General features: G+C 43.0%; 11 protein-coding genes and 1 tRNA gene. 8 read left to right on the plus strand and 4 right to left on the minus strand.

All coding sequences use genetic code 11. The features are described from left to right. Positions 1-10: 10 nt before the first annotated feature. Entirely contained in the window at positions 11-1057 is a 1047-nt protein-coding gene (locus EXT48_RS13555; RefSeq protein WP_130126814.1) for a type IV pilus twitching motility protein PilT, read from the minus strand. Positions 1058-1087: 30 nt separating this feature from the next. Here EXT48_RS13555 and EXT48_RS13560 point away from each other — a divergent pair, with 30 nt between their 5' ends. The 7 genes from EXT48_RS13560 to EXT48_RS13590 all read left to right on the plus strand — a co-directional run bounded on the left by EXT48_RS13560 (position 1088) and on the right by EXT48_RS13590 (position 7245). Next, positions 1088-1771 carry a YggS family pyridoxal phosphate-dependent enzyme gene (locus EXT48_RS13560; RefSeq protein WP_130164765.1) on the plus strand — a complete coding sequence of 228 codons (684 nt, stop codon included), beginning with the start codon at positions 1088-1090 and terminating at the stop codon, positions 1769-1771. A 13-nt stretch (positions 1772-1784) separates the two neighbouring features. Then, a complete protein-coding gene (gene proC / locus EXT48_RS13565) occupies positions 1785-2606 on the plus strand; it encodes a pyrroline-5-carboxylate reductase (protein ID WP_039494449.1) in 822 nt (273 codons plus the stop codon). A 9-nt stretch (positions 2607-2615) separates the two neighbouring features. Then, on the plus strand, positions 2616-3149 hold the full coding sequence (locus EXT48_RS13570; protein WP_010379021.1) for a YggT family protein: 534 nt from the start codon (positions 2616-2618) through the stop codon (positions 3147-3149). A gap of 10 nt (positions 3150-3159) precedes the next feature. After that, entirely contained in the window at positions 3160-3594 is a 435-nt protein-coding gene (locus EXT48_RS13575; protein WP_069020914.1) for a DUF4426 domain-containing protein, read from the plus strand. 7 nt (positions 3595-3601) lie between these two features. Further along, a complete protein-coding gene (locus EXT48_RS13580; protein ID WP_069020913.1) occupies positions 3602-4195 on the plus strand; it encodes an XTP/dITP diphosphatase in 594 nt (197 codons plus the stop codon). Then, entirely contained in the window at positions 4192-5328 is a 1137-nt protein-coding gene (gene hemW / locus EXT48_RS13585) for a radical SAM family heme chaperone HemW (RefSeq protein ID WP_130164766.1), read from the plus strand. Before EXT48_RS13580 ends, hemW begins: the two co-directional genes overlap by 4 nt. An 84-nt stretch (positions 5329-5412) precedes the next feature. Further along, the gene (locus tag EXT48_RS13590; RefSeq protein WP_130164767.1) at positions 5413-7245 is read left to right on the plus strand and encodes a DUF885 family protein; all 1833 of its coding nucleotides are present in this window, start codon (positions 5413-5415) and stop codon (positions 7243-7245) included. Positions 7246-7646: 401 nt separating this feature from the next. On the opposite strand, the gene EXT48_RS13595 is transcribed toward EXT48_RS13590, so the two are convergent. The 3 genes from EXT48_RS13595 to EXT48_RS13605 form a co-directional block, all read right to left on the minus strand. Continuing rightward, complete coding sequence (locus tag EXT48_RS13595; RefSeq protein WP_130164768.1) at positions 7647-9449, minus strand: HAMP domain-containing sensor histidine kinase; 1803 nt, start codon at positions 9447-9449, stop codon at positions 7647-7649. Positions 9450-9493: 44 nt separating this feature from the next. Then, on the minus strand, positions 9494-10885 hold the full coding sequence (locus EXT48_RS13600) for a diguanylate cyclase (protein WP_130164769.1): 1392 nt from the start codon (positions 10883-10885) through the stop codon (positions 9494-9496). 575 nt (positions 10886-11460) lie between these two features. Further along, positions 11461-11545 (minus strand) — tRNA-Leu (locus EXT48_RS13605). 317 nt (positions 11546-11862) lie between these two features. On the opposite strand from EXT48_RS13605, the gene EXT48_RS13610 reads away from it, so the two are divergent. Next, the gene (locus EXT48_RS13610; protein ID WP_130164770.1) at positions 11863-12360 is read left to right on the plus strand and encodes an RDD family protein; all 498 of its coding nucleotides are present in this window, start codon (positions 11863-11865) and stop codon (positions 12358-12360) included. Positions 12361-12450 lie beyond the last annotated feature (90 nt).

Here is a 12450-nt window from a genome sequence, read left to right on the forward strand (position 1 = left end):
ACACCACTACTTAATAGCCGCTATTAAACTGATTTTTGTCATGCGCTTTTGCACGCGCATCTTGCTGTGTGATCAAACCACGGTTTAATAAATTTGTAAGGCATTGATCCATGGTTTGCATACCGTGCATTGCACCGGTTTGAATTGCCGAATACATCTGTGCAATCTTGTCTTCACGAATAAGGTTACGAATAGCAGGGATCCCGAGCATGATTTCATGCGCTGCTATGCGCCCGCCGCCAACTTTTTTCACCAGTGTTTGTGAAATCACCGCTTGTAGCGACTCTGACAGCATAGAGCGCACCATGTCTTTTTCTTCACCTGGGAACACATCCACAATACGGTCGATGGTTTTAGGTGCTGAGGTAGTATGCAAAGTACCAAATACTAAGTGGCCTGTTTCCGCGGCAGTTAGCGCTAAACGAATGGTCTCAAGATCACGTAATTCACCAACTAAAATAACGTCAGGGTCTTCACGGAGTGCACTTCTCAGCGCCGCGTTAAAGCTGTGTGTGTCTCTATGTACTTCACGTTGGTTAATAAGGCTTTGCTTGTTGTCGTGAACAAATTCTATCGGGTCTTCGATGGTTAGAATATGGTGATGTTTGTTGTTATTAATATAATCCACCATCGCAGCCAGCGTGGTTGATTTACCAGAACCTGTCGGGCCGGTTACCAATACTAAGCCACGTGGGTTGTCGGAAATCTTGGTAAAAATGTCTGGTGCCCCCAAATCATCTAAACTCAGCACTTGATTTGGAATGGTACGGAACACCGCAGCAGGACCACGATTTGAATTAAAGGCGTTAACACGAAAACGCGCCAGATTTGGCACTTCGAACGAGAAATCTACCTCAAGGTTTTGCTCATAGTCACGACGTTGATTATCATTCATAATATCGTAGATGAGGCTGCTGACGTCTTTTACTTCTAACGGCGGAATATTCACCCGGCGTACGTCCCCGTCAACACGGATCATAGGGGAAACACCTGAAGAAAGGTGTAAGTCAGATGCTTTGTGTTGAACACTAAAAGCCAATAATTCTGTAATATCCATTTATAACTCCACAATGAGCACTAGTACTATATGGTTACAATAGCAGAACGCTTAGATAACGCCTACGGCAGGATAAAAAAAGCCAAGCAAAACTGTCAATTCAGCGAAACAGTACAATTACTCGCGGTTTCTAAAACCAAACCTATCACCGATATTGAGGCTGCGATTGCGGCAGGTCAAACCCAATTCGGTGAATCTTACGTACAAGAAGCGGTTAATAAAGTTGCCTATTTCAAACAAAACAAAGCGCTTGAATGGCACTTTATTGGTCCAATCCAGTCCAATAAATCAAGATTAGTCGCCGAAAACTTCCATTGGGTACAAAGCGTGGATAGAGAGAAAATCGCACGCAGGCTAAATGAGCAAAGACCAACAAACTTAAAGCCACTCAAGGTGCTGTTGCAGGTCAATATTAGCGGTGATGACAACAAATCAGGTTGTCATCTCAATGAGGTTGATACGCTGGCGCAGTTTATTAATGACTGTCGTCAATTGGAGCTTCGTGGCTTGATGACTATCACAGAGCAAACCGATGATAAACAAAAGCAATTACAATATTTCCAGCAAATGCGCGCTTGCTTTGATAGACTAAAGGACCAATATCAACAGCTAGATACCTTATCGATGGGAATGAGTGGCGATTTAGATACTGCGATTGCAGCAGGTTCCACTATGGTTCGCATTGGTACTGATATTTTTGGCAAACGACAGTGAGGTGAATAACACAATGTCAAACAAGACAATTGCATTTATTGGAACGGGAAATATGAGCTATGCCATTATCGGTGGCATGATCAAAAGTGGCTTTGACGCGCAGTCTATTATTGCCACCAACCGCAATGCAGAGAAACTTGCCAAAGTCGCAGAGCAATTATCGGTAAGAACAACACAAGATAATCTAGAAGCAGTCGCCGCGGCTGACGTCATTGTCTTGTCTGTAAAACCACAGATGATGGCCGAGCTGTGTCAGACCTTTCAAGATGCAGATATTGATATTAGCAATAAACTGTTTATCTCTGTCGCCGCCGGAATTACCGTTGCACGACTGAGAGAAATGCTCGGCCAACCGGTAAAAATGGTGCGCTGTATGCCTAACACGCCATCGTTGCTAGGACGCGGTGTGTCTGGCTTGTATGGCGTCGACATCAGCGACGAAGAAAAAGACTATGTTGAGCAAGTATTTTCATCCACGGGGATTGCCCTGTGGCTTGATGAAGAGTCGAAAATCAACGACGTTATTGCGGTAACGGGTTCGTCTCCAGCGTATTTCTTCTTATTTATGGAAGCCATTGAAGAAAAGGCTAAAGCCCTAGGTTTTAGTCCTGAGGAAGCCAGAAAGCTTGTGCAGCAAACTGCGCTAGGCGCAGCTGAAATGGCATTATCACAACCAGAAATTAGCATCGCTCAGCTACGCGCTAACGTCACCTCTAAAGGTGGCACAACCCACGCAGCCGTTGAGCACTTAAAAGCACAGCAATTACCAAAAACCGTAGCGGACGCGATGGATGCATGTATCGCGCGCGCTGAAGCAATGGAAAAAGAAATCTAAAGGTGACCAATGAATGCCATGCAATTTTTAGTCGGGATCGTATTTGATCTATTTTTAATGGTCGTATTACTACGATTCTGGTTGCAGCTTGTCAAAGCGGACTTTTATAACCCGCTAAGCCAAGCGGTTGTTAAAGCAACCTCTTTTGCCGTGAACCCACTGAGAAAAATCATTCCGGGTGTGGGCGGTTTAGATCTTGCCTCTTTGGTGCTGGCATTCATTATTGGCTTTGCCAAAATGGCGACGCTGATGGCGTTATTCGGTGGTTACTTTGACGCTTTAGGCGCGCTGATTGGTGGTGCTATTACCGTAGTTAAAGAAGCATTTAGTCTGGTGTTCTGGATCCTTATTATTCGTGCCATTTTAAGTTGGGTAGCGCAAGGCTACAATCCAGTTGCCGCCGTGTTCGAGCAATTAACAGAGCCGATGCTAAGACCTATTCGTAAGGTTATCCCACCACTAGGCGGACTGGACTTATCTATTTTAGTCCTAATTATCGGCATGCAATTTTTGCAGATCCTAATGATGGATTTACTGAGATAGGAGCATCCAAATGAAATCATTTATTATTGCGTTAATGATGCTGCTTGCACCAATCGCATTCGCTCAAGATGAACAAGGCGGCCAATTTAAAGACTTAGGTCCTTGGGAAGTGCATTATATCGCCTTCCCATCCACCTTTGTTCAGCCCACCATTGCAAAAGCGTATGGCTTAATTCGTAGCGGTAACAAAGCGATTGTAAATATCTCGGTCTTGGCCGACAAGCCAGGAAAGCCCGCAGTTAAGGCACGCGTTGCAGGTAGCGCCAAAAACTTACTTGGTAAAACCGTACAGCTAGAGTTTAAAGAAGTCGTGGAAGGTGAGGCAATATACTATCTTGCCCAATTAGATTACGACGATGAAGATATTTTTCGTTTCGACATTGAGATCAGTGAAGGTAAGCAAAGCCGCAAACTCACGTTCTCACAAAAGTTTTATGTAGAGTAGAGAAAATATGTCAAATAAAGTGGTACTTGCCACGGGCAACCAAGGTAAAGTCAAAGAGCTTAGCGCGATGCTAAATCAGTATGACATTGAGGTATTACCGCAAAGTGATTTCAACGTGTCAGAGGTTGCAGAAACCGGCACGACCTTTGTGGAAAACGCCATTATCAAGGCTCGTCATGCAGCTAAGATTTCTGGCTTGCCTGCCATTGCCGATGACTCAGGCCTTGAGGTAGACGCGTTAAACGGCGCACCTGGAGTATATTCAGCGCGTTATGCTGGCGCAAACGCCGACGACCAAAAAAATATTGATCACTTACTCGCAGCGCTTGGTGAACAAACTGAGCGCAGCGCCCGTTTTTGGTGTGTTCTAGTTTATATGCGCCACGCTGACGACCCAACGCCGATTATTTGTCAGGCAAGTTGGGAAGGTGAAATCACCACAACGCAACAAGGCCGAGAAGGGTTTGGTTACGACCCAATCTTTAAGGTACAAGGTTTAGACTGCACATCAGCAGAGCTAACCAAGGAAGAAAAAAACGCAATCAGCCATAGAGGACAGGCACTTAAACAACTCGTCAGTCACTTTCAAGGCCTCGCGTGAAACTACCTCCATTAAGTCTTTATGTGCACGTACCTTGGTGCGTGCAAAAGTGCCCTTACTGTGATTTCAACAGCCATGGTAAAAAGGGCGATATTCCTGAAACGGAATATATTCAACATTTGCTCCACGATATCAAAGCCGATCTTCACTATGTTCAAGGCCGTAAACTCAGTAGTATTTTTATTGGCGGTGGCACCCCTAGCCTGCTTTCCGGTGAAGCGTACCGCTATTTACTCAATGAAATTGAGGCGCTAATTGGTTTTGAGGATGACATTGAAGTCACTTTAGAAGCGAATCCAGGCACAGTTGAGACCGATCGTTTTAAGCATTATGTTGCGGCTGGCATCAATCGTATTTCGATAGGTGTGCAAAGCTTACAACAGGAAAAGCTTACTCAACTTGGTCGTATTCATGGCGAGCAAGAAGCGCTCAATGCCGCTCAAGAAGCGCATCAAGCAGGATTAAATAGCTTTAATCTTGATTTGATGCATGGCCTTCCCAATCAATCTGTTAGCGATGCCTTAAGTGATTTAGAAAAAGCCATTGCGATGGCACCGCCACACCTTTCTTGGTATCAATTAACCATTGAGCCAAATACGCAGTTTGCCTCTAAGCCTCCGGTTTTACCTGAGGATGAAACACTGTGGGACATCCAAGAACAAGGTCAGGCATTACTTGCAGAGCACGGCTACCAGCAATATGAGATCTCAGGCTATGCCAAAGCGGGATTTCAATGTCGACATAACTTGAATTATTGGCAATTTGGCGATTATCTCGGGATCGGCTGTGGTGCACATGGCAAAATCACTTTGCCTGAGCAGCAACAGATCTTAAGAACCGTAAAGGTAAAACACCCTCGCGGCTATATGGATCTGAGTAAACCCTATTTGTATGAGCAGTGGCATGTTGCAAACGATGACAGACCATTTGAGTTTTTTATGAATGTGTTCCGTTTAAAAACTGCCGCATCAAAACAACAGTTTATTGACTACACTGGTCTTGAACTTAGCGCTATTGCAACGCAAATTGCTGAGGCCGTAGATAAGGGTTTGATTGAGGAAACCAACGATTCATGGCTAGTTACAAATAAAGGCCACCGATACCTCAACGATCTGCTAGAGTTATTTGTTTAATAAGATATAGAAATTATGCGGGTGATATTCACTGCAACCCGCATGAAAACCGCCATTCGGCAACATATAATAAAAGGGTATAAAATGCGTAAATTAACCATTTTAGCAGCAGCGGTAAGCGTCGCGCTTTTTGCTGGCTGTCAACAAACCACACACTCTCCAGCACCTACTCCAAAAGCTGAACAACAAGTCGTAAAAAGTGAAGTAGAAAAGGCGAACGCACTTTTTGAAGCGTCGTTTACCCGTGGCGTAATGCGTAGCCCAGTTTACCAAACTTATATGGGTATCAAACAAGACTACGACAAGTGGGATGACGGCAGCGAAGCGCGCCAACTTGAAGATCTTGAACTGACGAAACAAGACTTAGCTGCGCTTAATGCAATTGATCGCAGTAAGCTAGATGCCAATACGCAAGTGAGCTACGACTTATTCAAGCAAGGTCTTGAAAACACCATTGCTGATTTTAAATGGCGTTATCACTCATATCCGGTAAATCAGATGTATGGTACACACTCAATGGTGCCTGCATTTTTAATCAACCAGCATCAAATTACCGATGTGAAAGATGCCAAAGCCTATATCTCACGTTTAAACGGTGTACCGGCTGTATTTGATCAGCTCATCGTTGACTTAAAAGCGCGTGCAGATAAAGGTATTATTGCACCGAAATTCGTTTTCCCTCACGTCATTGAATCAAGTGAAAATATCATCAAAGGTGCACCATTTGCTGCGGGTGACGACTCAACGTTACTGGCTGACTTCAAACGCAAAGTAGCAACACTTGAAATCAGTGAAGACGAGAAGTCAGCGCTGGTAAAAGAAGCAACAGACGCGCTAACAACAGCAGTAAAACCTGCTTATAACAAGTTGATTGGCTACCTACATAAACTTGAGAAAAAAGCAGACAACCGTGATGGTGCATGGAAGTTCCCTAACGGCGAAAAGTTTTATAATAACGCCCTAGCACGTACGACAACCACAGCATTAAGCGCTGAAGAAATTCACGAAATCGGTTTATCTGAAGTGGCGCGTATTCATGACGAAATGCGAGCAATCAAAGAGAAAGTGGGCTTCAAAGGCGATTTAAAAGCCTTTATGGAGTTCATGAAAACCGACAAGCAGTTTTACCTTCCAAATACAGAAGCTGGTAAGGCACAATATTTAGCCGAAGCCAAAGCGATGATCGATAATATGAAGTCACGCTTGGATGAGCTGTTTATCGTTAAGCCAAAAGCGGACATGATAGTAAAACGCGTCGAGGCATTCCGCGAAAAATCTGCTGGTAAAGCTTTCTACCAGCAACCAGCGCCTGACGGCTCACGTCCTGGTGTTTACTATGCAAACCTTTACGACATGGAAGCGATGCCTACTTACCAAATGGAAGCCTTGGCTTATCACGAAGGTATTCCGGGTCACCACATGCAGATCGCGATTGCTCAAGAGCTAGAAGATATGCCTAAATTCCGTAAGTTTGGTGGCTACACTGCATACATCGAAGGTTGGGGCTTATATTCTGAGCTTGTACCAAAAGAAATGGGTTTATACGAAGACCCTTATTCAGATTTTGGTCGCTTATCGATGGAATTATGGCGTGCGTGCCGTTTAGTAGTAGACACGGGGATCCATGCAATGAAGTGGACACGTCAAGAAGGTATTGATTACTACGTAAATAATACACCTAATGCTAAGTCAGACGCAGTGAAGATGGTAGAGCGCCATATTGTTATGCCTTCACAAGCTACAGCGTATAAAGTGGGGATGTTGAAGATCTTAGAACTTCGTGAAGCCGCTAAGAAAGAACTAGGCGATAAGTTTGATATTCGTGAGTTCCACGACGTCGTACTGAAAAATGGCCCAGTTCCACTAAACGTGCTTGAATCATTTGTTGATGAGTGGGTAGCGAGCAAAAAAGGCTAATACCTACTGCCAATGAACCGAATAAAAGCCAGCATGCTCAGTCACGCTGGCTTTTTTACTTTATTTACCTTACATAAGCTGTATTCAGATAAGCAAATCGGTCTAAGAAATAACGGCCGCTAGAGAGCGAGTTGTTATTCCATGCTGAGATTACTTAACCTGAGGTTTGGATAAGGAATGAGCTAACTAATTGCTTTTAAACTCATATTAAATTATTTCCTTATCTAGCCAGAGAGTTTTGGGGATAACCCCGCTATCGCGTCCTGCTACCGCCCTGGTACCTACATCCTGTAGGCAAGACGAATTTATGCACCAATAGCTAGCTATTGGAAGTGAATTCAACGCAGTTAGCACAAAAACTGGCTGCTAGAAAGGCGTTAATTATCCGAAGCTCAGGTTACTTACTCTTCTGTAAAATTAAACTCTGTTCCGGTTAAAATAATATGCAAGCAGGCACCACCATGCGCAGGGCTTTGCATTTTGATTTCGCCCTTCAACTTTTGTGTTACTAAGTTATACACAATACTCAAGCCAAGCCCTGTCCCCCCCGAAAAACGCTTTGAAGTGACGAAAGGCTCAAAAATAGCAGGCAATAGCTCTTTATCTATTCCCGCGCCGTCATCTTTAAAATAAAAATGGATATAATCATTAATTAACACGGTAGATACCACAATATTTAGCTTTTGCCCGTCAATCTTGGCGTGCTTGATGCAATTGTTAATACTGTACCCAACAACTTGGCTAAACACCGATGGGTAACTGATTAAAGTTAAGTTTTCGGGGATTTCGAGTTCAATGGCATAGTCTTCTTGGTTTAATTCTGATTGGTAACAATCAAAGACATTTTTAACTAAATGCTTAAGGTTGAACGTGCTCTTTTCTTCAAACTCTCGATTCACTGCCACAAGCTTAAAATCATCTACCAGCGAGGCTGTGCGGTGGAGGTTATTTTCTAATAAATATAGCGCGGCTTCTGCCTCAGTAATTAGTGTCGTCAAGGTTTGCCGCTGTAACTTACCAAGTTCAAGTTGCGATTTTAGTGTCGCGACTTGCTCTTTTAAATGCGATTGGCTGGTAATAGCAACACCGAGCGGCGTATTAAGCTCATGGGCAAAGCCACTCACCATATTTCCTAAACTCGCCATTTTGGCTTCTTCGATTAAGCGTTGCTGCGCTGCGCTTAGGCGCGCAAGCAAGGTTTCAATAAATGCTAATAGGTCATCAAGTTGATGAGCAATTTGTGCAATCTCATCGTTACCGTCAATATTCACCCTTAAACTAAAGTCTTCAAGCTTAGCAACTTTTACGAGTACTTTATTGATAGCCAGTATATGCCGTGTGACTTTGCTATTTTGATAATTCAGTAAGATAAGCACAGCAATATTCATCAGTACAATTAAAATGAGGCCATATAAAATGATACTTTCTTTACGTTCTTGCGTAACGGCTTGGGTACGGATTGATACTAGTTCAAACTGGCTTCGTAATTTTTGCTTCTCGGTGAATAGCTCCGCACGTACGCCTTCACCATCGTGCAAACCTAGCTTTCGCAAAATAGCAACATAGCTTGCAAAACCCGCTTCATAACGTTTAAGCAAATTGCTTATCTCTTCACTTAGCGCGCTGTCTTTGATTAGTTGCTCAGCATGCATGACGAGTTGTTCATGCTGCTGCAAATAACTTAAGTCAGCTCTTAACAAAAAGTCTTTTTCTCTACGCCTTAATTCCAATATGGCAATTTCCAACTGAGGCATAGCCTTACCAGAAATTCGATCCTGCAAGGCATGGGCGCTACGTCTGAACTCACCATAAATACCTGCATTTTCGTCATAGCCGAGCTGTTCATGCAAGCGGATAAGTTCATCTAGTTTACCAAAGTAAGCTTTTGACAGTTCATCGAGCTGTAATAGCAAAGGCAGCAAGGCCTCTTCATTGGCCATAGAATTAAGCAAGTTACTAAAGCTATCCTGATAGCTGTACTTTAATTGTGGGATGGCAGAAACATCATCTTTTTGTGCTCTAATAAGAATATGCTCTTCTTGATCTATGGTTCGTTGTAGAGCAGTTTGCAGCTGAGTAAGTTGTGCAGTTAGGCGGGCACTACGACTCACTTCGTAATACAAAAACCAACTGACGAAAATGATCACTATCGCAGAAGTCAACGCGGCAATTTTGAAAAATAGAACTGACTGCTTTAGCTGCACGGCATATTCTCACTTAATTGATACTCTGTAAGCTTAGTATAGTTCTAGTGGGTTTCCTGATTTGTTTCCAAAACCTCACTTTCTTTTTGCTGTCGTTGCGACAGATTTTTATCGTAATACATGCTGTGATCGGCGCGAGCCATGAGTTCCGAAACACTATCTTGATTTGCTGAAGGGAAAGCATAACCAACGCTCACTGTCGTTTGAATAGTGTGTCTATCAACTTGTAGCGGTTGCTTTTCAACCTGCTCCTTAATGTTTTTTATAATTGAGTTAACCAAAGCGTCTTCTGACACTCTGTGTAAAATAATAACAAACTCGTCTCCCCCCAATCGCGCGATAAAATCGTACACACGCACTGAATTCATCAAAATTGACGAGACATGGAGCAACAGCTTATCTCCCACTTCATGACCAAACTTATCGTTTACTTGTTTAAAATTATTTAGATCGAGGTTAAGCAGCACAAATGACGGTTGCTCTGAACGACCAAGTAACGTATTGAGTTGCCTAATCGCATAGCGACGGTTGGGCAACTTAGTTAAATCATCTTGCAACGAGGCGGTATGTGCTAAGTGATACGAACGATAGAGTACTAATAACGAGAGAAACAATATTGAGGCAACAGCAGTAACCAAAATCTGAGCTTGTTGCCTTGCCTCCGCATAGGTGTTCTCGTCTATTTGATAATCAGCCACAAGCTGCCATTCACCAGATGGTAAATTGATTGGGATGACTAAATCTGGTGTTTCAAACAAGGTAGCAGAGCCATAAAAGACATCCCCCTGTTCACCTAGCCCATCTCGACCTCGAATCGCTAAAGTGGCACTGTCCAATTCGTTAATGCCACTATATTCAAGCAGCTTTTGATAATCTAAAACTACACTAATTGCGCCCCAGTAGTTTTCATTCCTCGGATAATCCGAAAATACAGGAAACCTCGCAATCAAGGCTTCACCGCCTTGCACTAGCTGCAATGGACCGGCGATAAATACTTTTTGAGAGGTTCTTGCAATTTCAACAGTGCGAAATTGTTCAGGGTTTGTGCGAAAATCGAAACCGATAGCCGCTCGGTTCCCTTCAACTGGATAGACATGACTAATAATATTATTGGGTGCAAGCCCCACATGACGAATCAGCGTCGACTTTTCAACGGCTTTAGCAACCACATGAGACCAATGCTCAATTGCAAAGTCAGGATCGATTGTAACAAAAGTCGCTAAACTCTCAGCCAGATAGGTGTCCATAAATATGGCGTTTTCAATTTTAGCGCGAACAAGTGAAATGTTAGACCTTACCGTTTCGGTTCTTTCGCTTACTTCCTGAACCACAATAGAGTGAGAAATAAGATTTACCGCGTAGAAAGTCAAACTCCAGAACACGATGGTAAACAACGATAACAGCACTATGGTTTGCTTTTCTACGGTTACCTTCATCGCCTCTCTTGCCTAATAAAATTTAGCTGCTTAAATCTACAATAAACCAATTTAATTACAAAAGCATAGGCAATCTATCAAAAACTGCCAGTTTTGTGAGGAAGTAACTGTCAGTTCAGAATTATGGGTTGAACCGTGGAGGTGACTTGATTTGTAGCGACGAATAGCACCTGTGATGTGACGCTTGCTTAAATCAATTCGTCGAGATAAGACCAATTCGTTCGTCAAGATAGGCCCAATTAGTCGAGATAAATCTCGACCTACAGACAATTTGAGGCATAAAAAAACCTTGCTAAAAAGCAAGGGTTATAAAAAATGGTACCAATGGGTGGACTCTTAACCTGTATTAGCGCCACCGCGTGGCGTCCAAGTCCGATACCATAATTTCAAAGCATAAATTTGAGGCATAAAAAAACCCTTGCTAAAAAGCAAGGGTTATAAAAAGTGGTACCAGTGGGCGGACTCTTAACCTGTATTAGCGCCACCCGCGTGGCGTCCAAGTCCGATACCATAATTTCAAAACATAAATTCGAGGCATAAAAAAACCCTTGCTAAAAAGCAAGGGTTATAAAAAGTGGTACCAGTGGGCGGACTTGAACCGCCACGCCCGAAGGCAACGGATTTTGAATCCGTCATGTCTACCAATTCCATCACACTGGCATAATTTTTCTTTCATCTTCTAAAACAAGAGAAAATAAAGAAAAACCACTTTGAGCTCAGGCTTTTTTTATTTGCCTTCGTCTCTATGCTTTGCATTATACAAAGGCGATTAAGAACGGCAAGTAATTTTTTTGCAATAAGGCGTTAACTGCTTGTTATTTGCGCACAAGCTGTTAAATATTGCCCTAAAGTCAACTTTATTCCTGCTAAAACGGCAAGGGCAAGGCGTTGCTAATCCATTAGTTAACGTAATTCAGTAAACGTTTTATCGGTTTATGTGTAAAATACTCCGCAACCTTGTAATTATGAGAGTTGTTATGTCACATTTTGCTCCAGCGAATTTCAGCCGTCGCTTGGCTTCACTTATATACGACAGCTTAGTGGTCGTCGCGTTCGCAATGCTGACTACCGTGTTATTTTTACTAACTATCAATGCCTTAATTTCATTTAACCTGCTCGCGCTTGGCAATCATGAAGACGTATCGGCGCTGATCCAAGCGGATCCTATCTTATATACACTTAGAGCCATGTTATTGGTGCTGGTTTCGGTGCTGTTTTTTGCCTATTTTTGGACTAAGAGCGGCCAAACTATCGGCATGCGCGCGTGGCGCTTAAAAGTGCAAACCCCTGACGGAGCACTGTTAACTTGGCCAAAAGCAATCGCTCGTAGCCTATGCGCGCTACTTGGACTGGGTAATCTGATAGTATTGTTAGACTTTAAAAAGAAAAGATCGCTCCAGGATATGCTGTGTGGCACTGAGGTAGTGCTACTGAGCAAAGAGGAAAATAAAAAGGTGTATAACAGCTTAGACTAATCTAAGCTTCAAATAGCAGCCTATTCCATTAGCCATGTCCATAAAAAATATAGGCCTCAATATGAGACCTATATTTTTACTTAATTCAAA

Origin of the sequence: Pseudoalteromonas sp. CO348 (genome assembly GCF_004208845.1) — a bacterium.
Classification (GTDB): domain Bacteria; phylum Pseudomonadota; class Gammaproteobacteria; order Enterobacterales; family Alteromonadaceae; genus Pseudoalteromonas; species Pseudoalteromonas maricaloris.

What these genes read in the sequence shown, in the direction of transcription:
- EXT48_RS13555 (WP_130126814.1), bottom strand. Translation starts at nt 1,057, where the DNA reads ATGGATATTACAGAATTATTGGCTTTTAGTGTTCAACACAAAGCATCT.
- EXT48_RS13560 (WP_130164765.1), top strand. Translation starts at nt 1,088, where the DNA reads ATGGTTACAATAGCAGAACGCTTAGATAACGCCTACGGCAGGATAAAA.
- proC (WP_039494449.1), top strand. Translation starts at nt 1,785, where the DNA reads ATGTCAAACAAGACAATTGCATTTATTGGAACGGGAAATATGAGCTAT.
- EXT48_RS13570 (WP_010379021.1), top strand. Translation starts at nt 2,616, where the DNA reads ATGAATGCCATGCAATTTTTAGTCGGGATCGTATTTGATCTATTTTTA.
- EXT48_RS13575 (WP_069020914.1), top strand. Translation starts at nt 3,160, where the DNA reads ATGAAATCATTTATTATTGCGTTAATGATGCTGCTTGCACCAATCGCA.
- EXT48_RS13580 (WP_069020913.1), top strand. Translation starts at nt 3,602, where the DNA reads ATGTCAAATAAAGTGGTACTTGCCACGGGCAACCAAGGTAAAGTCAAA.
- EXT48_RS13590 (WP_130164767.1), top strand. Translation starts at nt 5,413, where the DNA reads ATGCGTAAATTAACCATTTTAGCAGCAGCGGTAAGCGTCGCGCTTTTT.
- EXT48_RS13600 (WP_130164769.1), bottom strand. Translation starts at nt 10,885, where the DNA reads ATGAAGGTAACCGTAGAAAAGCAAACCATAGTGCTGTTATCGTTGTTT.
- EXT48_RS13610 (WP_130164770.1), top strand. Translation starts at nt 11,863, where the DNA reads ATGTCACATTTTGCTCCAGCGAATTTCAGCCGTCGCTTGGCTTCACTT.